Raw genomic sequence first — 22250 nt, forward strand, 5'->3', positions numbered from 1 at the left:
TAGTTTTAGCCTTACTTGCCCGTCTTGACCTTGGTCCAGCTACGGGTCATTAAACGCTGCACTTTCGGGGGTAGCTCAAAGTTGACGAATGTCCGCTCGAGAACCGCCTGCGGTGGGTAAACCGCTTCGTCGGTGCGTATCGATTGCTCCATCAGTTTGTCCGCCCCTGGGTTAGGGTTGGCGTAACCGACTTGATCGCTGACCTGAGCGATCACCTCAGGCTGCAGCAAATAGTTGATGAAGGCGTGGGCTTCCTTGACGTTGCTGGCATCCTTGGGAATCGCCAGCACGTCGAACCACAGGTTGCCGCCTTCTTTGGGAATCGTGTAGGCGATGTTCACGCCTTTGCCCGCCTCCGCCGCACGGGCCTTGGCCTGGAACACATCGCCGGAGAAACCGGCCGCCACGCAGATGTTGCCGTTGGCCAGGTCCGAGATGTATTTGGAGGAATGGAAGTAGGTCACGTAGGGCCGCACTTTCAGCAGTTTTTCCTCGGCTTTCTTATAGTCGGCCGGGTTGGTGCTGTTGGGGTCCAGGCCCATATAGTTGAGTACCGCCGGTAGCATTTCATCGGCCGAGTCCATGAACGACACGCCGCAAGTGGCCAACTTCTTCATGTTTTCCGGTTCGAACAACACCGCCCAAGAGTCGATCTTGTCGACACCCAGCACTTCCTTGACCTTGTCGACGTTGTAGCCAATGCCGTTGGTGCCCCACAGGTACGGCACCGCGTACTGGTTGCCCGGGTCGTTCTTTTCCAGGCGCTTGAGCAGCACCGGGTCGAGGTTGGCGTAGTTTGTCAGCAGTGACTTGTCGAGCTTCTGGAACGCTCCAGCCTTGATCTGCTTGCCCAGGAAATGGTTGGACGGAACCACGACGTCGTAGCCGGTACGCCCGGCGAGCAACTTGCCTTCCAGGGTTTCGTTGGAGTCAAACACGTCATACACAGGCTTGATACCGCTGGCCTTTTCGAAGTTGGCCAGGGTGTCGGGGCCGATGTAGTCCGACCAGTTATAAATATGCACCGTCGGTGCGGCCTGTACGCTGGCAGCCAGCGTGATACCTGCACCCACCAGCATGGCTTTGCGAAATAAAGAAATTGGCAAGTGGAGGTCCTCTTGAATAGTTGGGGCCTTGAAGTTGTTGCCCGGCAACAAAACCGGCGCGCAACTTACCGTCGATAAACCGATCCGGCAAAACTTTCTTTGATCTAATTTGTGGGAGGGGGCTTGCCCCCGATGGCGATGCACCATCCGAGAGAATCGCCGACTGACACTCCGTCATCGGGGGCAAGCCCCCTCCCACAGGTTTTGAGGCTTACTTGCCCGATTTGATCTTGGTCCAGCTACGGGTCATTTCACGCTGAGTTGCCGCTGGCATGTCGGCAATGGCGTAGAGCTTGGATTGCACTTCGGCCGACGGATAAATACCCGGGTCGCTGGTGATGTCTTTATCGACCAGGGCAGTGGCTTTCTCGTTACCGTTCGGGAAACGCACACTGTTGGTGATCGCGGCCATGACGTCTGGCTTGAGCAGGTAGTTCATGAATGCGTAGGCAGCCTCGACGTTTTCAGCATCCTTGGGAATGGCGACCATGTCGAAGAAGCTGCCAGCACCTTCCTTGGGAATGTCATAGGCGATCTTGACCTTGCCACCGGCTTCAGCCGCGCGGGTTTTGGCCTGTTCGATGTCACCCGAGTAGCCCACAGCCACGCAGATGTTGCCGTTGGCCAGGTCGGAGATGTACTTGGAGGAGTGGAAGTAGCCGATCGAAGGACGGATTTTCATGAACAGGTCTTCGGCCTGTTTCAGATCAGCCTTCTTCGTCGTGTCGGTCGGCAGGCCCAGGTAATGCAGCGCTACCGGCAGCATTTCGGTTGGCGAATCGAGGAAGCTCACGCCGCAGCTTTTCAGCTTGGCGATGTTTTCCGGCTTCATCAGTACGTCCCACGAGTCGATCTTGTCCACGCCCAGTGCGGCCTTGACCTTCTCCGGGTTGTAGCCGATGCCCATCGAGCCCCACATGTACGGGAAGGCGTGCTTGTTGTCCGGGTCGCTGACCGATACGGCCTTGAGCAGGGATTTGTTCAGGTTGTCGTAGTTGGACAGCTTGGACTTGTCCAGCTCTTGGTAGACACCGGCCTTGATCTGCTTGGCGAGGAAGCTGTTCGACGGCACGACGATGTCGTAGCCGGACTTGCCTGCCAGCAACTTGGCTTCCAGGGTTTCGTTGCTGTCAAAAACGTCGTACACCACTTTGATGCCCGACTCTTTTTCAAAGTTGGCGATGGTGTCCGGTGCAATGTAGTCGGACCAGTTGTAAACGTGCAGCACTTTATTGTCTGCCTGGGCCGCGCCCGCCATTGCACCCATCAGGGACAAGGCGAGGAGGGTCTTGCCAGCGTTCTTCAAACCTAATGCCTTCATTTGGTGATGCTCCAATTTTTTCTTTTTTGGGCCACAAGCGTTGTATGTTTTACGGCCCAACCGAAGGGCAACAAAACAGGGCGACAGTCTGGCAAGTTCAGGGGCCGGCTTTCAACCAAAGCCCCTGCATTTTTAACTGCCCAGTGCACCGCGCACTGAGCCTAGCACTTAGCCCTGCAAGGCAGCCAAAGTCAGGTCCAGGCAATGGCGGGCCTTGGTTACCAGCTCGTCGATTTCAGCCTTGCTGATGACCAGTGGCGGCGAAATGATCATGGTGTCGCCCACGGCGCGCATGATCAGGCCATTTTCAAAGCAGAAGGTTCGGCAGATCATGCCCGCGCCTTTGCCTTCATGACGCTTGCGCGTCGCCTTGTCCTGCACCAGCTCGATCGCACCGAGCATACCGACGCCGCGGACTTCACCCACCAGCGGATGATCGCCCAGTTCCCTCAGACGCTTTTGCAAATACGGTGCCGTTTCGTCGTGCACACGGTTAACGATGTTTTCATCGCGCAGGATGCGGATGTTTTCCAGCGCCACGGCCGCGGCCACCGGGTGGCCGGAGTAGGTAAAGCCGTGGTTGAAATCGCCCCCTTCGTTGAGCACCGCCACCACTTCGTCACGCACGATCAGGCCGCCCATGGGCACGTAGCCCGAGGTCAGGCCCTTGGCGATGGTCATCATGTGCGGCTTGAGGTCGTAGAAATCGCTACCGAACCACTCACCGGTACGGCCGAAGCCGCAGATTACTTCGTCGGCGACAAACAGGATGTCGTACTTGGCGAGGATTTCCTTGATGCGCGGCCAGTACGTGGCAGGCGGCACGATCACGCCACCGGCACCCTGGATCGGCTCGGCAATAAAGGCGCCGACGTTGTCCACGCCCAGCTCCAGGATTTTCTCTTCCAACTGGTTGGCGGCCCACACACCGAATTCCTCGGGGCTCATGTCGCCGCCTTCGCCAAACCAGTACGGCTGCGCGATGTGGGTAATGCCCGGGATCGGCAAGTCGCCCTGCTCGTGCATATAGGTCATGCCGCCCAGGCTGGCGCCGGCCACGGTAGAGCCGTGGTAGCCATTCTTGCGGGCAATGATGGTTTTCTTGTTGGGCTGGCCCTTGATCGCCCAGTAGTGGCGGACCATGCGCAACATGGTGTCGTTGCCTTCGGAGCCAGAGCCGGTGAAGAACACGTGGTTCATGCCAGCCGGCGCGACATCGGAAATGACCTTGGCCAACTCCAATACCGGCGGGTGTGCGGTCTGGAAGAACAGGTTGTAGTACGGCAGTTCTTTCATCTGCTTGGCGGCGGCATCGGCCAGTTCATCGCGACCGTAACCGATCGCCACGCACCACAGGCCGGCCATACCGTCGAGGATCTTGTTGCCTTCGCTGTCCCACAGGTAAACGCCGTGGGCTTTGGTGATGATCCTTGGGCCTTTCTCTTTCAATTGCTTGAAGTCGCTGAACGGCGCCAGGTGGTGATCATTGCTCAAGGCTTGCCATTCACGGGTTTGCGGGTTGTTGCTGGACATACCAATCTCCTAGACTTTTCAGTGAAGGCGCGCCGTTTGAAGGGCGCGCCCGGCGCATCAGACGGCGAAGAGCAGGAATTCCCGCTCCCACGAACTGATCACGCGCTTGAAGTTTTCATGCTCGGCCCGCTTGACCGCGACGTAGCCTGTGATGAATTTTTGCCCCAGATATTTCTCGATGGTCTTGCTGTTTTCCATGCGTTCCAGGGCGTCTTCGATGGTCAACGGCAGGCGCAGGTTGCGTCGCTCGTAACCGCGGCCCACCACCGGCGCGCTCGGGTTATGGCCTTCGACCATGCCGATGTAGCCGCACAACAGGCTGGCGGCAATCGCCAGGTACGGGTTGGCGTCGGCGCCAGGCAGGCGGTTTTCCACGCGGCGATTCTGCGGGCCGGCATCCGGTACGCGCAGGCCGACGGTGCGGTTTTCTTCGCCCCATTCCACGTTCACCGGCGCCGAGGTGTCGGGCAGGAAGCGGCGGAACGAGTTCACGTTGGGGGCGAATAAAGGCAGCAATTCAGGGATGAATTTCTGCAGGCCGCCAATATGGTTGAGGAACAGTTGGCTCATGGTCCCGTCTTCATTGGAGAAGACGTTCTTGCCGGTGGCAATGTCGATGATGCTCTGGTGCAGGTGCATCGCGCTGCCGGGCTCGCCGGTCATGGGCTTGGCCATGAAGGTGGCGGCCACGTCGTGCTTGAGCGCGGCTTCACGCATGGTGCGCTTGAACACCAGGATCTGGTCGGCCAGAGACAGGGCATCGCCGTGACGGAAGTTGATTTCCATCTGCGCGGTGCCGTCCTCGTGGATCAGGGTGTCGAGGTCCAGTTCCTGCAGTTCGCACCAGTCGTAGACGTCTTCGAACAGCGGGTCGAATTCGTTGGCTGCTTCTATAGAGAAGGACTGGCGACCGGTTTCCGGGCGGCCGGAGCGGCCAATCGGCGGTTGCAGCGGGAAGTCCGGGTCTTCGCAGCGCTTGGTCAGGTAGAACTCCATCTCCGGCGCCACGATGGGCTGCCAGCCGCGGTCGGAGTAGAGTTTGAGGACTTTCTTGAGCACGTTGCGCGGCGACAGCTCGATCGGGTTGCCTTGCTTGTCGTAGGTGTCGTGGATCACCTGGGCGGTCGGCTCGATGGCCCAGGGCACCAGGAATACCGCGTTCTGGTCGGGGCGGCAGATCATGTCGATGTCGGCCGGGTCGAGCAATTCGTAATAGATGTCGTCTTCGACATAGTCGCCGGTCACGGTCTGCAACAGAACACTCTCGGGCAGGCGCATGCCTTTTTCGGCAATGAACTTGTTGGTCGGCGAGATCTTGCCCCGGGTAATACCGGTGAGGTCGCCAATCATGCATTCGACTTCTGTGATCTTGTGGTCTTTCAACCAATCGGTGAGCTGGTCGAGGTTGTTACTCATAAATGCCTCTGGGCTGGGTTTCCTGGCATCCATTAAAGGCCAGGCGTTGGTTGACGCAGCATCCGCGTCGTTTTTTCATTCAGGGTAGGAGCTTACCTGCCATTTGCCCATGGGTTGCATTCCTCAGGCCAAAGTTGTGCGCAATTATGATCGGCACGGCGGATGAGGGTCGCTCAGTGGCGTCGGAGATGGCAAAAAGGAGATCGGCCGGGCCGTCAAGAATATTGGCCGGTGCCTGGGCATTCACACGGGGCGAACGAGCTGCGGACAAAGCCTGGCTGGAGCAGGCAGAGACGCCGATTGGCGGCAGGTGAAACATGAAGCACCCCGGTATTATTGCTGTTATGGGTTTGAATCGAGCTTAGCCTTGTTCATTTTTTTACACAACACCCCCGTAAAAAATCCTACACGGCCCGCTCAAGCCTGCAGGTCCCAAGCCCCTAAAACCCAAAAAACCGCCCCAAAACCCCGCAAAAAAGGCTTCATGGCGCTTTTTTAGGGCAAAAAATGCCTCGCTTGACTTCGGCAGGCCGTTCGGGTTGACTGAAACCAGAAAAGATCAATGATTGATATTTTTAACAACAAAGGTGTTGCATCATGTCGGTACCCCCGCGTGCCGTTCAGCTTAACGAAGCGAACGCGTTCCTTAAGGATCATCCTGAGGTTCTGTACGTAGACCTTCTAATTGCGGATATGAATGGTGTGGTGCGCGGTAAGCGCATCGAACGCACCAGCCTCCACAAGGTTTACGAGAAGGGCATTAACCTGCCTGCCTCTTTATTTGCCCTGGATATCAACGGCTCTACGGTGGAAAGCACCGGCCTGGGCCTGGACATCGGTGATGCTGACCGAATCTGTTATCCAATCCCCGACACCCTGTGCAATGAACCCTGGCAAAAGCGCCCCACCGCGCAACTGCTGATGACCATGCACGAACTTGAAGGTGAACCTTTCTTCGCCGATCCGCGCGAAGTGCTCCGCCAAGTTGTCACCAAGTTTGACGACCTCGGTCTGACCATCTGCGCCGCTTTCGAGCTTGAGTTCTACCTGATCGACCAGGAGAACGTGAACGGCCGCCCACAACCGCCCCGCTCGCCGATCTCCGGCAAACGCCCGCACTCGACACAGGTCTACCTGATCGACGACCTCGACGAATACGTCGACTGCCTCCAGGACATTCTGGAAGGTGCCAAGGAGCAAGGCATTCCGGCCGATGCCATCGTCAAGGAAAGTGCCCCGGCGCAGTTCGAAGTGAACCTGCACCACGTCGCCGACCCGATCAAGGCCTGCGACTACGCGGTACTGCTCAAGCGCCTGATCAAGAACATCGCCTACGACCATGAGATGGACACCACCTTCATGGCCAAGCCTTACCCAGGCCAGGCAGGCAACGGGCTGCACGTACACATTTCCATTCTGGACAAGGACGGCAAGAACATCTTTGCCAGCGAGGATCCCGAGCAGAACGCCGCATTGCGTCACGCGATCGGCGGTGTGCTGGAGACCCTACCCGCCCAAATGGCGTTCCTGTGCCCCAACGTCAACTCCTACCGTCGTTTCGGCGCACAGTTCTACGTGCCGAACTCGCCGTGCTGGGGCCTGGATAACCGCACCGTGGCGATTCGCGTACCCACCGGCTCGTCCGATGCCGTGCGTATCGAACACCGTGTGGCTGGCGCCGATGCCAACCCTTACCTGCTGATGGCCTCGGTATTGGCGGGCGTACACCACGGCCTGACCAACAAGATCGAGCCGAACGCTCCAGTGGAAGGCAACAGCTACGAGCAGAACGAGCAGAGCCTGCCGAACAACCTGCGCGATGCGCTGCGTGAGTTGGACGACAGCGAGGTGATGGCCAAGTACATCGATCCTAAATACATCGATATCTTCGTCGCCTGTAAGGAAAGTGAGTTGGAGGAGTTTGAACACTCCATCTCCGACCTTGAGTACAACTGGTACCTGCATACCGTGTAAGCGGTTGCTGCAATAAAAGAACGCCGCTGATTTTGGTCAGTGGCGTTTTTTTATGGGTTTATTTTGGGAAACCGGGTTGGCCTCATCGCAGGCAAGCCAGCTCCCACATTTGATCGCGTTCCAACCTTGAAATGCGTTCCATTGTGGGAGCTGGCTTGTCGGGTCGCCGCATCGCTGCGATAGCGGCCTGGCAGACAACACACCTTCCTGCTCATACAATGCCCGCTGCCTTGTAGGAGACATCCATGACCACCCGCCCCGCCACTGTTCGCAAACCCCGCGCCCGCAGCCAGGCCCGGATCGACGCGATCCTCGACGCCGCCCGCACCTTGCTGGCCGCCGAAGGTGTGGCCAGCTTGTCGATCTACAGCGTGGCCGAACGGGCACAGATTCCACCGTCATCGGTGTACCACTTTTTCGCCAGTGTGCCGGCGTTGCTTGAGGCGTTGACCGCTGACGTTCACGCAGCCTTTCGCGCCGCCATCCAGGCGCCCATCGAGCATGAATCGCTCAAGCATTGGCGCGACCTGTCCTACATCGTTGAACAACGCATGCTCAGCATCTACAGCAACGATGCCGCGGCGCGCCAGTTGATCCTGGCCCAGCATGGGTTGACCGAAGTGACCCAGGCCGATCGCCAGCATGATCTGGAATTGGGCGACTTGATGCTGGCGGTGTTCAATCGCCACTTTGAAGTGCCAACGCTACCGGGCGATGTGGACGTGTTTGCCCTGGCATTGGAGTTGAGCGACCGCGTGTACGCGCGCTCGGTGCATCAGCATGGGCTGATTACGCCGCGCATGGCGGAGGAAGGGATGCGGGTGTTTGATGCGTATGTGGGGCTTTATTTGCCGGCCTATCTGCCCAAGCGCTGATCGTTCCCACGCTCTGCGTGGGAATACATCCCGTGACGCTCTGCGTCACCTTTGGCACAGCGGGACGCGGAGCGCCCCAGGCGGCATTCCCACGCAGAGCGTGGGAACGATCAGTGGGGTTATCACAACTTGGCAATCGACACCTCAGTGGATTTCACAAAGGCAATCACTTCACTGCCGATCACCAACTCCAACTCCTTGACCGAACGGGTGGTGATCACCGAGGTGACAATGCCGGACGCGGTCTGCACGTCAATTTCCGACAGCACGTCGCCGACCACGATTTCCTTGATGGTGCCTTTGAACTGGTTACGCACGTTGATGGCTTTAATAGTCATGGTGTTTTTCCTGTGTGAGTTATTGAGCCCAACGCAATTGCGTCGGCAGCGGTGAAACAGGTTCGGGTTCCGGTGGGGAACCGGGTAGCGACAGCACGCGGTTGAGCACTTCGGCTTCCAGCGCGGCCAGGCGGTGTGAGCCACGGGCCCGTGGGCGTGGCAGGTCGATGTTCAGGTCGAGGCCGATTTCGCCGTTTTCAATCAGAATCACGCGGTCGGCAATCGCCACGGCTTCGCTGACGTCGTGGGTCACCAGCAACACCGTGAAACCGTGCTTGCGCCACAGGTTTTCGATCAGTTGCTGCATCTCGATGCGGGTCAGGGCATCCAGTGCGCCCAGCGGCTCATCGAGCAGCAACAGGCGCGGCTGATGGATCAACGCCCGTGCGAGTGCCACGCGCTGTTTCTGGCCACCGGACAACGCCGCCGGCCATTCATTGGCGCGCTCGGCCAGGCCAACCGCTTCCAGCGCATCCAGCGCTTTGGGCCGCCAGTCGCCCTTGAGGCCCAGGCCGACGTTATCGATGATCTTTTTCCAGGGCAGCAAACGCGCTTCCTGGAACATCAACCGCGTATCTTCAATCGCTTCGTGCAGTGGCGCGGAGCCGGCCAGCAGCTCGCCGCCACTGGCTTTGTCCAGCCCCGCCAACAGGCGCAGCAAGGTACTTTTGCCGCAACCGCTGCGGCCGACCACAGCCACGAACTGCCCCGCGGGAATATGCAGGTCAATCTCTTTGAGCACTTCGCGGGTACCAAAGGCCTTGCGCAATTTGCGCACCGCCAGTGGGATACCCTTCAACAGACGCGGAGGTTGTTGGGCCGTCATGCTGCACCTCCTTTGACTTGATACGCCGGGTGCCAGCGCAGCCACACACGCTCCAGCCCACGGGCTGCCAGGTCGGCCAGTTTGCCGAGGATGGCGTACATGACGATGGCCAGCACCACCACGTCGGTTTGCAGGAATTCACGGGCATTCATCGCCAGGTAACCGATGCCGGAACTTGCCGAGATAGTTTCCGCCACGATCAACGTCAGCCACATGAAGCCCAGGGCAAAGCGCACCCCCACCAGGATCGACGGCAGCGCGCCCGGCAGGATCACTTGCCAGAACAGGCTGAAACCGGACAAGCCATAGCTGCGCGACATTTCCACCAGTGCCGGGTCGACATTGCGGATGCCGTGGTAAGTGTTCAGGTAGATCGGGAACAAGGTACCCAGGGCCACCAGGAAAATTTTCGCGGTCTCATCAATGCCGAACCACAGGATCACCAGCGGAATCAGCGCCAGGTGCGGCACGTTGCGGATCATCTGCACCGAGCTGTCGAGCAAGCGTTCACCCCACTTCGACAAGCCGGTAATAAAGCCCAGGGCCAGACCGATACTGCCACCGATCACAAAGCCCAGGCCGGCGCGCCAGCCGCTGATGGCCAGGTGCGTCCAGATTTCGCCGCTGACCACCAGGTTCACCCCGGCTTCGATCACTGCACTCGGCGCTGGCAGAATGCGCGTCGACAACCAACCCGCCGACACCGACAACTGCCACACCGCCAGCAATAAGATCGGCAGCACCCAGGGCGCCACGCGATGGCTGATTTTTTCTAAGTCCATAACGGCGCCTCAGCTCTGTGACGCAGCTTTGGGAAGGATGTCGTTGGCCACCATCTCGCCAAACGGACTGACGTAGCCGGCGCTTTTTGGCAGCTCGGGACGTTCGATATCCAGGTGCGGGAACAACAGCTCGGCGACCCGATACGACTCTTCCAGGTGTGGATAACCGGAGAAGATAAAGGTATCGATACCCAGGTCCGCGTACTCCTTGACCCGCGCCGCAACCGTTGGGCCATCGCCCACCAGCGCCGTCCCTGCGCCGCCACGTACCAGGCCGACGCCGGCCCACAGGTTGGGGCTGACTTCCAGGTTGTCACGGCTACCGCCGTGCAAGGCTGCCATGCGTTGCTGGCCCACCGAATCGAAGCGCGCCAAGGACGCCTGGGCGCGGGCGATGGTCTCGTCGTTCAGGTGGGAGATCAGTTTGTCGGCGGCTTTCCAGGCTTCGTCGTTGGTTTCGCGCACGATCACATGCAAGCGAATGCCAAAGCGCACCGTGCGTCCCAGTTTTGCAGCCTTGGCGCGTACCTGCGCGATCTTTTCCGCAACGGCTGCCGGCGGCTCGCCCCAGGTCAGCACCATCTCGACCTGTTCGGCCGCCAGGTCCTGGGCGGCTTCGGAGGAACCCCCGAAATACAGCGGCGGGCGTGGTTGTTGAATCGGTGGGTAGAGCAATTTTGCGCCTTTGACGCTGATGTGCTCGCCGTCGTAGTCCACGGTCTCGCCTTCCAGCACACGGCGCCAGATGCGTGTGAATTCCACCGACGCCTGGTAGCGCTCTTCATGGCTCAAGAACAATCCATCGCCAGCCAGTTCTTCCGGATCGCCACCGGTGACCAGGTTGAACAGCGCACGGCCACCAGACAGGCGATCCAGGGTCGCGGCCTGACGCGCGGCCACGGTCGGGGAGATGATCCCAGGGCGCAGGGCAACCAGGAATTTCAAGCGCTGGGTCACGGGGATCAGCGAGGCGGCCACCAACCACGAGTCTTCGCAAGAGCGACCCGTAGGGATCAACACCCCGCCGAAACCCAGGCGGTCAGCAGCCTGGGCCACTTGTTGCAAGTAACCGTGGTCGACAGCGCGGGCGCCTTCGGCGGTGCCAAGGTAATGACCGTCGCCGTGGGTGGGCAGGAACCAGAAAATATTGAGGCTCATGGAGTTGTCTCCTGAATGAAGTCGGATTACGGCGCTTTGGCAACCGCGGCGGGTGGCGTCCAGATCACGTCCTTGATGCTCAAGGGCTTGGGGATCAATTTGAGTTGGTAGAAGGTGTCTGCGATTTTCTGCTGGGCGGCGACCACTTCCGGGGTCAGGAACAGCGCGCCGTAGCCCTGGCGTTTCACCGATGTGAGGGTGATATCTGCCGGCAGGCCGAGCAGTGGGGCGACCTGCTCAGTCACTTCCTGCGGGTTGGCCTTGGACCATTCGCCTACCGCACGCACCTCTTCCACCAACGCCTTGATCACTTGTGGGTGCTGTTCGGCGTAGGGTTTGGTGGCCAGGTAAAACTGATGGTTGTCGGCAATCCCGGTGCCGTCTCGCAGGGTGCGCGCTTGTAGTTGCTTCTCGGCGGCGGCCTGGTACGGGTCCCAGATCACCCAGGCGTCCACGCTGCCACGCTCGAACGCAGCACGGGCATCGGCGGGGGGCAGGAACACGGTCTTTACGTCGGTGTAGTTGAGACCGGCATCTTCCAGGGCACGCACTAGCAGGTAGTGCACGTTGGAGCCTTTGTTGAGCACGACCTTTTTACCCTTGAGCTCGGCCACCGATTTGATCGGCGAGTCCTTGGGCACCAGGATCGCTTCGCTGGTAGGCGCGGGTGGTTCGTAGGCGACATAGAGCAGATCGGCGCCAGCCGCCTGGGCAAACACCGGTGGAGTTTCGCCAGTAACGCCGAAGTCGATGGAGCCGACGTTCAGGCCCTCGAGCAATTGCGGGCCACCGGGAAACTCGGTCCACTGCACCTGCACGCCTTGGTCGGCCAGGCGTTTTTCCAGGGTGCCCTTGGCCTTGAGCAGCACCAGGGTGCCGTACTTCTGATAACCGATCCGCAAGGTCTCGGCGGCTTGGGCTTGAACGATGGCGCCGAAGGACACAGCCGCAGCAAAGAGTGCGACCAGACCACGACGCAAGATGACAGTGCGCATGGCGCTCTCTCCAACTGTGCGATTAGGGTTTTGGCTGCACCTGCTTGGCCGTTGTCGGCTGAGTAAGGTGAGTGTTTCCAGGTTTCTGGGGTGAGGCTCAGATGCTCCAGCGAGCACTCAACAAACGTTCATTCAATACGTCAGGGTCCAGCGGTTTTGGCCGGCGCGCCATGGCGCTGTAGAGCTGCTCCAGGGCTTCGTGCAGACGCTGTTCGAGTACCGGCACCAGTTGCGCCTGCACGCTGCCTTCGCCATAGGCGATCTGGCTGTCTTCGGCAAAAATACCGTGGAGCAATTCCTGGGCCTTGAGGGCCGACAGCACCGGCTTCAGGGCGTAGTCCACCGCCAGCATGTGGGCGATGCTGCCGCCGGTCGCCATCGGCAACACCACCTTATGGGCCAGCGCACGCTCCGGCAGCAGGTCCAGTACGGTTTTCAACGCCCCGGAAAACGACGCCTTGTACACCGGCGTGGCGATCACCAGGCCGTCGGCATTGGCGACTTGTTGCAGCAGGTCAATGACCTTGGGGCTGTCGAAGCGTGCGTGCAGCAAGTCTTCAGCCGGGAAGTCCCGTACCTGGTAACTCACCACTTCCACGCCCTGCTGTTGCAGCCACTGACGGGTTTTATCCAGCAAGACCCCGGAGCGGGAACGCTGGCTGGGACTGCCTCCAAGTGTTACGACCAGCATGCAGGAGATTCCTTGAGCAAGTGTCGGCGGTTCGCTGTACGGCGATGGCGCCAAGATGGGATAGACCTTATCAGCAGATTTATATATCTATAAATCTTATTTATTCATTTGTTTATTCCATAAAAACATAAGCGATTGATCAATCCCCAGGCGAAAAAAAAGGCCGTGGAAACGGCCTGAAAACCCCTGCTGTGAGTCAGTGCTTTTTGGTAGGAGCGAGCTTGCTCGCGAAAAACTCACAGGCGCCGCGTTCATTCAGGAAGCACGCGTTATCGTTGACGTTTTTCGCGAGCAAGCTCGCTCCTACAGAGGCATGGTCCGTGATGCCTTAACGATTGGGTTGTGGGGTAAGACGCAGGTACGGCTTCACCGCGCGATAGCCCTTGGGAAAGCGTTTCTTGATCTCTTCCTCGTCCTTGAGTGACGGCACGATCACCACCTCATCCCCATCCTGCCAGTTGGCCGGTGTTGCCACCTTGTGGTTGTCGGTCAGCTGCAGCGAGTCGATCACCCGCAGGATTTCATGGAAATTACGCCCGGTGCTGGCCGGGTAGGTGATGGTCAGGCGGATCTTCTTGTTCGGGTCAATCACGAACAAGGAGCGCACGGTGAGGGTATCGCTGGCATTCGGGTGGATCAGGTCGTAGAGGTCCGAGACCTTGCGGTCGGCGTCGGCCAGGATCGGGAAGTTGACCGCGGTGTTCTGGGTCTCGTTGATGTCTTCGATCCACTTGTGGTGCGAGTCCACCGGGTCTACCGACAGGGCGATGGCCTTGACGCCACGCTTGGCGAATTCATCCTTGAGCTTGGCGGTAAAACCCAGCTCGGTGGTGCACACCGGCGTGAAGTCCGCAGGGTGGGAAAACAGCACACCCCAGCTGTCGCCCAGCCATTCGTGGAAGCGAATCTTGCCGGCGCTGGAATCCTGTTCGAAGTCGGGGGCGATGTCGCCCAGTCTTAGGCTCATGGTGTGGCTCCTGATGAGTGCTTATGGAGCCCACTGTGCATGGATTTTTTGCGGTTTAAAAAGAATAAATATCGATTTATCTAGACGATAAAAGAATATTAAAAATCAGTTCATTGGACTTGGGAACGGCCTGAGGCCAACATCGCCTTCAAGGTTCGAGAAGGCCTTGAGACGCTGCAAAAAAGAGGGATTCAGGAAGGGCTTGCGGGGGTTGAGCCCGACTTGAATAGCAAGACACCTTGCCCGGCATTGCGCCGGGCAAGGTTTTACAGTCTTACAACAGCGGGATCGAGTAGCTGACGATCAAGCGGTTTTCGTCCTGGTTACGCGCGTTGGCGATGTCGCTGCGCCACATAGCGTTTTTCCACGCCACGCCGACGTTTTTCAGCGGACCTTCCGGTACGACGTAGGCAACAGTGATGTCACGTTCCCACTCGGACTGGCCGGTGAACTCGGTACGGTTGCTGGCGACGGTGTCGATATGATCACCTTTCAGGTAAACCACACCGGCGGTCAGGCCAGGCACGCCGACTTTGGCGAAGTCGTAGGAGTAGCGAGCTTGCCAGGTGCGCTCGCCGGCACGGGCGAACTTCTGGATCTGCATGTCGGTGGTGATGTAAGCCGACGAGCCGTCACCCTGGTTCAGCCAAGGGAAGTCGCTGCTGCCGTTGCTGACCTGGTAACCGCCACCGAAGGTGTGGCCGGCAACCGAGTACAGGAACAGGCCGCTGTACAGGTTGTTGTCGACTTTGCCACGGCCGGAGTTCACGCCGCTGTAGTTGCCCGTCGAGAAATAAGCGGACTGGTTACCGTTGTTGCCATCGTCGGAGCTGTTGAAGTAACGCAGGTCAGACTTCAGCACGCCAGGACCGATGGCCCAGTTGTGGGTCAGGCCCAGGAAGTGTTGCTTGTAGAAATCTTCCAGGTTGCCGTAGTAGTACTGGGCGGTCAGATCCTTGGTGATCTTGTAGTCGCCACCGGCGTAGTAGAACTTGTTGCTCGAACGCCAGTTCACACCGCGGCTGTTGGCGCCGGAAATGGACAGGCTTTCGTTGTTGCTGGAGTTACGGCCCTTGGCCTTTTCGATCTGGCCCGCGACCAGGGTCAGGTCCTTGATGTCACTGGAGGTGATCTGGCCACCTTGGAAGGTTTGCGGCAGCATACGACCATCGTTGGTGACGATGACCGGCAGCTTGGGCTGCAAGGTACCCAACTTCAGTTCGGTTTGAGAGATCTTGGCCTTGGCAGTCAGGCCCAGGCTGGAGTAGTTATCAACGGCTTCGCCATTGGACTTGCTCGGGAAGATCGTGCCACCGTAGGAGCTGGCAGTCGCGCCGTTGGTGCCACCGCCGGAATCCAGGCGAACACCCAGCAGGCCGATAGCGTCCAGACCGAAGCCGACGGTGCCTTGGGTGTAACCGGAGATGAAACGCAGATCGAAGCCTTGGCCCCACTCTTCGTTGCGGCTCGGGTTGGCCGTGCCTTCGCGGTTATCGGTGTTGATGTAGAAGTTACGCAGGCCCAGTGTGGCCTTGCTGTCTTCGATGAAACCGGCAGCGCCTGCTTGCTGGGCGATTGCGCCCAACGTTACAGCCACAGCCAAGGTGGACTTCTTCATGTACCGCTCCTCTCATTTCTAATTTTTGTATTTCTTTGGTCTCGGGTCTGACGCCCTCGATCCACAGATGCGCGATTAGCGCCAGATAGTGACCACCAAGTCAATCGTAACCTTGTGTGTCTACTACCTTCGTCTAATCGCAGTTGATTTGGTCCCTGCAGGGTAATGAGTTTTTCATACACCCAAAAAGAATTATTTCATTCTTTTTCATACGATCCAGGAATAAGACTTTCCGTGAAGCTGGCCGGTCAGGATAGACGCGCCGCTCCATAAGCTAATTCCTAAAGGGTATTTACTGGTGCTTTTTTAGATCGATTAGTGTTGCCGTACGGTTGTATACGTCACTCACGATCAAAAAGGCGACGCCATCATGGCCAAACGCACATCCTCCCGTCAATTTGTTACAGTTTTTGTATCGCTATTACTTTCTTTTGGTGTCAATGCCGCCGACCTGACGGTGGGCTACCAGACCGGCATCGATCCCAGCAAGGTTCCCCAGGCCGACGGCCTGTACGAAAAAGCCATCGGCGAAAAAATCGCCTGGCGCCGCTTCAACAGCGGGCCAGAGGTAGTCGCGGCCATCGCTTCGGGTGATGTACAAATCGGCAACCTCGGCTCCAGCCCACTCGCGGCGGCGGCCTCGCGCAACCTGCCGATTGTGGCGTTTATCGTATCGGCACAGATCAACGCTTCTGAAGCCCTGGTGGTGCGCAACGGCAGTGGCATCGACAACCCCCAGGACTTGATCGGTAAAACCATCGCCACGCCCTTCGTCTCAACCTCCCATTACAGCCTGCTCGGCGCGCTGAAACACTGGGGGCTGGACACCAAACAAGTCAAAGTGGTGAACCTGCAACCGGCCGAAATCGCCGCCGCCTGGAAGCGTGGCGATATTGATGGGGCTTTTGTGTGGTCCCCGGCCTTGGGCGAAATCCGCAAGAGCGGCAAGACCCTGACAGACGCGGCGCAGGTGGGCCAATGGGGTGCACCCACATTTGAGGTGTGGGTGGCGCGCAAGGATTTTGCGCAAAAACATCCTGAGGTAGTGGCCAAGTTCGCCAAAGTTACCCTGGATGCCTTTGCCGACTATGCCGCCCACAAAGGCAGCTGGACGGTGGATTCCGAGCCAGTGCAGAAAATCGCCAGATTGACAGGTTCAAATGCGGATGACATTCCGGAACTCTTGGCCGGTACGACGTTTCCGGATGCGCAGGCACAGCAAACCGCTGCGCTGCTCAAGGGCGGCACGGCGAAGGCGATTGAGGAGACGGCGAAGTTCTTGAAGGAACAGGGGAAGGTGGAGACGGTGCTGCCGGATTATTCGGCCTATGTGACCGACAAATTCATCACACAATAAATACAGTCTTCGGTGGGAGCTGGCTTACCTGCGATACCAGCAACTCGGTCCTTCAGATAAACCGAGGCGCCACTATCGCAGGCAAGCCAGCTCCCACACAGAGCCGTACTCTTTTACAGGGCCTTTTCAAAGATCTTGGAGTTGCGCTGATAGTTGTACAGCGACGCTCGCGCCGACGGCAGGCGGTCCACGCTGCTGGGTACAAAGCCGCGTTCGCGGAACCAATGGGCCGTGCGCGTGGTGAGTACAAAGAGGGTTTTCAAGCCTTGGGCGCGTGCCCGGGTCTGGATGCGTTCGAGCAACACATCGCCTCGCGCGCCGTGGCGGTACTCCGGGTTCACTGCCAGGCACGCCAACTCCCCCGCATCCGAATCCGCGATCTGATACAGCGCCGCGCAGGCGATGATCATGCCTTCGCGCTCGACCACGCTGAACTGCTCGATCTCACGCTCCAGCACTTCCCTCGAACGGCGCACCAGAATGCCCTGCTCTTCCAGCGGGCTGATCAGGTCCAGCAAGCCGCCGACGTCTTCAATCGCCGCTTCGCGCACCAGTTCGAATTGTTCCTGGGCCACCAGCGTACCGCCACCATCGCGGGTGAACAGTTCGGTAAGCAAAGCGCCATCTTCGGCGTAGCTGACGATATGGCTGCGCCCTACTCCACCCCGGCAGGCTTCGGCAGCGGCATCGAGCAGTTCGGCTTGATAGTTGCTGCCCAGGCGTTGCAGGTGCGCGGGTACTTGTTGTGGGCGCAATTCACGCACCAGGCGGCCGTTCTCATCGATCAGACCGGGATCGGCGCCGAACAGCAGCAACTTGTCGGCGCCCAGGTCGATGGCGGCGCGGGTGGCGACGTCTTCGCAGGCCAGGTTGAAGATCTCGCCGGTGGGCGAATACCCCAGGGGCGAGAGCAGCACGATAGAGCGCTCATCCAACAGGCGGTTGATGCCCTTGCGGTCGACCCGGCGCACTTCGCCGGTGTGGTGGTAGTCCACGCCTTCAAGCACGCCGATTGGCCGTGCGGTGACCAGGTTGCCGCTGGCCACACGCAGGCGCGAGCCCTGCATCGGCGAGGACGCCATGTCCATGGACAAGCGCGCCTCGATGGCAATACGCAAATGACCCACCGCGTCGATCACACACTCCAGCGTCGCAGCATCGGTGATGCGCAAGCCTTCGTGGTAAGCCGGGGTAAGGCCGCGTGCTTCAAGGCGGGTTTCGATTTGCGGGCGCGAGCCATGCACCAGCACCAGACGCACACCCAGGCTGTGAAGCAGCACCAGGTCGTGGACGATATTGCCGAAGTTGGGGTGGTCCACACCATCGCCGGGCAGCATGACCACAAAGGTGCAGTCGCGGTGGGCGTTGATGTAGGGTGAAGCGTGACGAAGCCAATTGACGTATTCGGGCATAACACCTGGGCCTGTAATAAAAAGCAGCCAAATAAAGGATCAATCGTGAAAGCGCACAGCGGCTGATGGTTATCGTCGGAACAGGCTTGGCGACACGCTCACTCTCCTTATGTACGAATGGGCAGGGGCAAATTTATGCAGGTTTCAGGCAGTAGTGTTCGATCAGTTCCCGCAATAGACGCACTGTAGGCGCCAAGCGTGACATTTCAAGGTACTCGCCAGGCTGGTGGGCGCAGGCAATGTCGCCAGGGCCGAGCACCAGGGTTTCGCAACCAAGGCGCTGAAGATAAGGCGCTTCGGTGCCGAACGCTACTGCTTCGGCACGATGACCGGTCAAACGCTCCGCCACCCGCACCAACTCGGCGTCTTCGGGCTGCTCAAAGGGTGGCACTTCGGGGAACAACGGCGCGTAGTCGATCTTGACCTTATGCCGCTCGGCCAGGGGTTCGAGCTTCTGGCGGATCGCGGCGCGCAGCACCTCGGGGTCCATGCCCGGCAGGGGTCGCAGGTCGAACTCCAGGGAGCACTGGCCGCAGATGCGGTTGGGGTTGTCGCCGCCGTGAATGCAGCCGAAGTTCATCGTCGGCTGCGGCACGCTGAATTGCGCGTTGCGGTACTCGCGCTGCCAGGCCAGGCGCAGGCCGCGCAGTTCGCCGATGGCGTCATGCATGGCTTCCAGGGCGCTATGGCCCAGGCTGGGGTCCGACGAGTGGCCACTGCGCCCGAGGATCTCGATGCGTTCCATCATCACGCCCTTGTGCAGGCGGATCGGCTTGAGCCCGGTCGGCTCGCCGATCACCGCTGCACGACCTAATGGGCGCCCCGCCTCGGCCAGCGCACGGGCACCGGACATGGAGCTTTCCTCGTCACAAGTGGCAAGGATCAACAGCGGTTGCTTGAAGGGTTGGTCCAGCAGCGGCAACACCGCGTCGATAACCAGTGCGAAAAACCCCTTCATGTCACAACTGCCCAGCCCTACCCAGCGGCCGTCGACTTCCGTCAGCTTGAGCGGGTCGGTGTTCCACAGCGCCGCGTCATACGGCACGGTATCGCTATGCCCCGCCAACACCAAGCCACCGGGGCCGCTGCCGAAACTGGCCAACAGGTTGAACTTGCCGGGGCTGACTTGTTGGATATCGATGGCAAAGCCCAGGTCGCCCAGCCAAGCGGCGAGCAGGTCAATCACCGGGCGGTTGCTCTGGTCGAGAGACGCCTGGGTGCAGCTCACCGACGGCGCGGCGATCAAGGCGGCGAACTGCTCTTTCATGGACGGTAACGGCATGCGCGGTCTCCCAACTTCCCGGATGAACCTCACTATAGAGGCATCTGCGCAACACAATAAACCGTTGCGGCACGTTGCCGGGCTCAGTCCTGTACACTGCACGACCTTGGCAGCCACACTTTTCCCCGGCTGCGCTCCCGATCCTGGATTTTCCGGCCATGCAGAAAGAAACCGAAATCAAGCTACGCGTCAGCCGCGAAACACTCGCCGCGCTGCGTGAGCACCCGTTACTGAAAAAACGCAACAAAAGTGGCTGGGAACGCCGTGAGTTGATGAACCAGTACTTCGACACCCCCGAGCGTGACCTGGCCCAGGCCAAGGTTGCCCTGCGCCTGCGCAAGGACGGTGACGACATCATCCAGACCCTCAAGACCCGCGGCCAAAGCGTCGCCGGCTTGTCGGAACGCAACGAATACAACTGGGACCTGCCCAAAGCCAAGCTCGATGTGAAGAAACTCGATGGCGAGTGCTGGCCCGAGCAACTGGCCGAGCTGGACAAAAAGACTCTCAAGCCGATCTTCACCACCGACTTCGTGCGTGAACGCGCCGAAATCGCCTGGGGCCGTGGCAAGGCCAAGGTGGTGATCGAAGCCGCCCTGGACCTGGGCCATGTGGTGGTCGGCAAGCAGAAAGAAGAAATCTGCGAGCTGGAACTGGAACTGCGCGAAGGCGAACCGGCGGCCCTGCTGGAACTGGCCGCCGAGCTGGCTGCAACCCTGGCCCTGATGCCGTGCGACATCAGCAAGGCCGAACGCGGCTATCGCCTGTATGACGCCAGTAGCTATTCCCTGAGCCTGCCGGCGCCACAGATCCACGCCGAAATGCCATTGGACGACGCCTTCGCCGCGATCTTGTGGCACCTGCTGGGCAGCAGCCAGCGCCTGGCTGAGCAATACCGCTTCAATGGCCACTGGCGCCTGTTGCAGGACTGGGTCGAGAACCTCGGCGAGTTGCGCGCCCTGATCGGCAGCCTCGGCCAGGCCGCGCCGCGCCAATCCACCAGCGAACTGCGCAGCGCCTTGGATGCGTTGCTGGAAGACTGGCGCCCGCTGGTCCAGGCCGGTGACGACGATGAAGACATTCGCAAAGCCGCGCCGGAACAGTTCATCGAAGAGCTGCAAGACGTGCGCTGGGGCCTGTTCTCACTCAACCTCTCGCGCTGGCTGCTGGCTCGCACCTGGACGGCCGAACGTAACGTGCGCGGCAACCGCCAGGGCGCTGCGCAAATTACCAACTGGCTGCCACGCCTGTTGGCCGACGACGCTGTCGCCCTGCAACTGCAGCGCTACCAGCAACAGCCGGAAGACCTGGCCGAGCAACTGCCGCGTATCGAACGCATCCAGGCCTGGCTGCACCATGCGCGCCATGTGGTGGACATTCCTGAGCTGGACCGTTTGTACGGCGAGCTGAACAAGCTGGCGCACCTGGCCAACCAGCCGATTACCGATGAGTCGCTGGATGCGCGTATGCACCAGGCGATTGCGGTTTATCAGAATCGTGCCTGGAAGACCCTTCTGCGCCTGTAAGTCACTCTACCTGTAGGAGCGAGCTTGCTCGCGAAAAACCCGAGAGCGATGTGGGGAGCCAGGCTTCCCGCGTTATCGTTAACGATCTTCGCGAGCAAGCTCGCTCCTACAGTCAATGGCATGCCTGTCAGCGCAATACTGGCAGGCTGGTGGTGGACTTGATCTCCGACAGCGCCACAATCGAGTTGACCTCCTGAATCCCCGGCACCATCGACAACTTCTCGAAGAAAAACCGCTCGTACGCCTCGATATCCGAGGTGACGATACGCAGCAGAAAATCCACCGCCCCCATCAGCACATAGCACTCCAACACTTCCGGGAACCCGCGAATCGCCTCGGTGAACTCAGTGAAATTGGAGCGACCGTGGGCGTTGAGTTTGACCTCGGCGAAAATCTGCGTGTTGAGCCCGATTTTCTTGCGGTCCAGCAGGGTGACCTGGCCGCGGATCACGCCCTCCTCCTTGAGCCGCTGAATACGCCGCCAGCATGGCGACTGCGACAGGCCGACCTGTTCGGCAATCTGTGCACTGGAGAGCGAGGCATCCTCTTGCAGCAAGGCCAGGATGCGGCGGTCGTAGGCGTCCAACTCACTGTGCATAAAAGTACCCATGAATAGGCTTATCTTGAATTGTTTTGGTCTATTTATCGCCAAATAGGCTTATTTTAGATAAGAAATCTCCCCAGGCGAATGTAAAAATTTTCCCAGTCGAAACTGGAGAGTCAGCATGCATGCCGTCGAAACCGCCTACCCCGCGACCCGCGTCGATGCGTGGGCCGCCAATAGCAGCCACTGCCAAGCGCACTATCGCATCGTCGCCGAGGCTGAACCGGACGTGCTGTGCCGGGTGCTGAACCACTTCGCGCTGCAATTGCTCACGCCCACCCAGGTCAGCATGAACCGGGAAGCCGACCTGCTGAGCATCGATATCGTGATGACCGGCCTGAGCTGGCACCGCGCCCAAGTGATCGGTGAAAAGATTCGAAACCTGATCAGCGTCTGCACCCTGGAGCTGTGGTCGGCTGATTCCGAGCGGCCTCAAGCGTTGGCGGCGATGGCGCAGTAAAAACCGGCA

At 59.4% G+C, this 22250-nt stretch carries 20 protein-coding genes; 5 read left to right on the forward strand and 15 right to left on the reverse strand.

Annotated features, from left to right (window positions below; all coding sequences use genetic code 11):
• Nucleotides 1-11 precede the first annotated feature (11 nt).
• The 4 genes from ACP7CZ_RS13590 to ACP7CZ_RS13605 all read right to left on the reverse strand — a co-directional run bounded on the left by ACP7CZ_RS13590 (nt 12) and on the right by ACP7CZ_RS13605 (nt 5376).
• Nucleotides 12-1106, reverse strand: coding sequence for a polyamine ABC transporter substrate-binding protein (locus tag ACP7CZ_RS13590; RefSeq protein ID WP_034128995.1), 1095 nt, complete (start codon nt 1104-1106; stop codon nt 12-14).
• 211 nt (nt 1107-1317) lie between these two features.
• The gene (locus tag ACP7CZ_RS13595) at nt 1318-2412 is read right to left on the reverse strand and encodes a polyamine ABC transporter substrate-binding protein (protein ID WP_034129075.1); all 1095 of its coding nucleotides are present in this window, start codon (nt 2410-2412) and stop codon (nt 1318-1320) included.
• A gap of 183 nt (nt 2413-2595) precedes the next feature.
• Nucleotides 2596-3960, reverse strand: coding sequence for an aspartate aminotransferase family protein (locus ACP7CZ_RS13600; protein ID WP_054917061.1), 1365 nt, complete (start codon nt 3958-3960; stop codon nt 2596-2598).
• Between the two features lie 57 nt (nt 3961-4017).
• Complete coding sequence (locus ACP7CZ_RS13605; RefSeq protein ID WP_003195249.1) at nt 4018-5376, reverse strand: glutamine synthetase family protein; 1359 nt, start codon at nt 5374-5376, stop codon at nt 4018-4020.
• 597 nt (nt 5377-5973) lie between these two features.
• Here ACP7CZ_RS13605 and ACP7CZ_RS13610 point away from each other — a divergent pair.
• Together ACP7CZ_RS13610 and ACP7CZ_RS13615 are read left to right on the forward strand one after the other, a co-directional pair.
• Entirely contained in the window at nt 5974-7350 is a 1377-nt protein-coding gene (locus ACP7CZ_RS13610; RefSeq protein ID WP_003195252.1) for a glutamine synthetase family protein, read from the forward strand.
• A 245-nt stretch (nt 7351-7595) separates the two neighbouring features.
• Nucleotides 7596-8225, forward strand: a complete 630-nt coding sequence (locus ACP7CZ_RS13615; protein ID WP_054917063.1) for a TetR/AcrR family transcriptional regulator — start codon at nt 7596-7598, stop codon at nt 8223-8225.
• Between the two features lie 122 nt (nt 8226-8347).
• Here the strand turns inward: ACP7CZ_RS13615 and ACP7CZ_RS13620 are convergent, their stop codons facing one another.
• The 8 genes from ACP7CZ_RS13620 to ACP7CZ_RS13655 form a co-directional block, all read right to left on the reverse strand.
• Nucleotides 8348-8563, reverse strand: coding sequence for a TOBE domain-containing protein (locus ACP7CZ_RS13620; RefSeq protein ID WP_003176783.1), 216 nt, complete (start codon nt 8561-8563; stop codon nt 8348-8350).
• A gap of 19 nt (nt 8564-8582) precedes the next feature.
• Nucleotides 8583-9389 (reverse strand): aliphatic sulfonates ABC transporter ATP-binding protein, encoded by an 807-nt coding sequence (gene ssuB / locus ACP7CZ_RS13625; protein ID WP_032902254.1) that lies wholly within the window; start codon nt 9387-9389, stop codon nt 8583-8585.
• Nucleotides 9386-10171 (reverse strand): aliphatic sulfonate ABC transporter permease SsuC, encoded by a 786-nt coding sequence (gene ssuC / locus ACP7CZ_RS13630; RefSeq protein WP_003195258.1) that lies wholly within the window; start codon nt 10169-10171, stop codon nt 9386-9388. Before ssuC ends, ssuB begins: the two co-directional genes overlap by 4 nt.
• A 9-nt stretch (nt 10172-10180) precedes the next feature.
• Complete coding sequence (gene ssuD, locus ACP7CZ_RS13635; protein ID WP_294195414.1) at nt 10181-11329, reverse strand: FMNH2-dependent alkanesulfonate monooxygenase; 1149 nt, start codon at nt 11327-11329, stop codon at nt 10181-10183.
• 26 nt (nt 11330-11355) lie between these two features.
• Nucleotides 11356-12324, reverse strand: coding sequence for a sulfonate ABC transporter substrate-binding protein (locus tag ACP7CZ_RS13640; protein WP_294195412.1), 969 nt, complete (start codon nt 12322-12324; stop codon nt 11356-11358).
• A gap of 97 nt (nt 12325-12421) precedes the next feature.
• Nucleotides 12422-13015, reverse strand: coding sequence for an NADPH-dependent FMN reductase (ssuE, locus tag ACP7CZ_RS13645; protein WP_014720392.1), 594 nt, complete (start codon nt 13013-13015; stop codon nt 12422-12424).
• A gap of 328 nt (nt 13016-13343) precedes the next feature.
• Nucleotides 13344-13982, reverse strand: coding sequence for a peroxiredoxin (locus tag ACP7CZ_RS13650; protein WP_070415459.1), 639 nt, complete (start codon nt 13980-13982; stop codon nt 13344-13346).
• Nucleotides 13983-14256: 274 nt separating this feature from the next.
• Nucleotides 14257-15600 (reverse strand): OprD family porin, encoded by a 1344-nt coding sequence (locus ACP7CZ_RS13655; RefSeq protein WP_034128998.1) that lies wholly within the window; start codon nt 15598-15600, stop codon nt 14257-14259.
• 370 nt (nt 15601-15970) lie between these two features.
• Here ACP7CZ_RS13655 and tauA point away from each other — a divergent pair, with 370 nt between their 5' ends.
• Nucleotides 15971-16957: a taurine ABC transporter substrate-binding protein gene (gene tauA / locus ACP7CZ_RS13660; RefSeq protein ID WP_089041501.1), complete on the forward strand. Its 987-nt coding sequence runs from the start codon at nt 15971-15973 to the stop codon at nt 16955-16957.
• Between the two features lie 113 nt (nt 16958-17070).
• Here the strand turns inward: tauA and argA are convergent, their stop codons facing one another.
• The gene (gene argA, locus ACP7CZ_RS13665; RefSeq protein ID WP_003195273.1) at nt 17071-18369 is read right to left on the reverse strand and encodes an amino-acid N-acetyltransferase; all 1299 of its coding nucleotides are present in this window, start codon (nt 18367-18369) and stop codon (nt 17071-17073) included.
• 133 nt (nt 18370-18502) lie between these two features.
• Nucleotides 18503-19651: an acetylornithine deacetylase gene (gene argE, locus ACP7CZ_RS13670; RefSeq protein WP_294195406.1), complete on the reverse strand. Its 1149-nt coding sequence runs from the start codon at nt 19649-19651 to the stop codon at nt 18503-18505.
• Between the two features lie 158 nt (nt 19652-19809).
• Between argE and ACP7CZ_RS13675 the strand changes: the two genes are divergently transcribed.
• Complete coding sequence (locus tag ACP7CZ_RS13675) at nt 19810-21177, forward strand: inorganic triphosphatase (protein WP_020301821.1); 1368 nt, start codon at nt 19810-19812, stop codon at nt 21175-21177.
• A gap of 127 nt (nt 21178-21304) precedes the next feature.
• Here the strand turns inward: ACP7CZ_RS13675 and ACP7CZ_RS13680 are convergent, their stop codons facing one another.
• Nucleotides 21305-21775, reverse strand: a complete 471-nt coding sequence (locus ACP7CZ_RS13680) for an Lrp/AsnC family transcriptional regulator (protein ID WP_003195279.1) — start codon at nt 21773-21775, stop codon at nt 21305-21307.
• A gap of 127 nt (nt 21776-21902) precedes the next feature.
• Between ACP7CZ_RS13680 and ACP7CZ_RS13685 the strand changes: the two genes are divergently transcribed.
• On the forward strand, nt 21903-22241 hold the full coding sequence (locus tag ACP7CZ_RS13685; RefSeq protein WP_236452488.1) for a hypothetical protein: 339 nt from the start codon (nt 21903-21905) through the stop codon (nt 22239-22241).
• Nucleotides 22242-22250: the final 9 nt, after the last annotated feature.

This window comes from Pseudomonas sp. DWP2-2 (assembly GCF_049897065.1).
Lineage (GTDB): Bacteria > Pseudomonadota > Gammaproteobacteria > Pseudomonadales > Pseudomonadaceae > Aquipseudomonas > Aquipseudomonas paracarnis.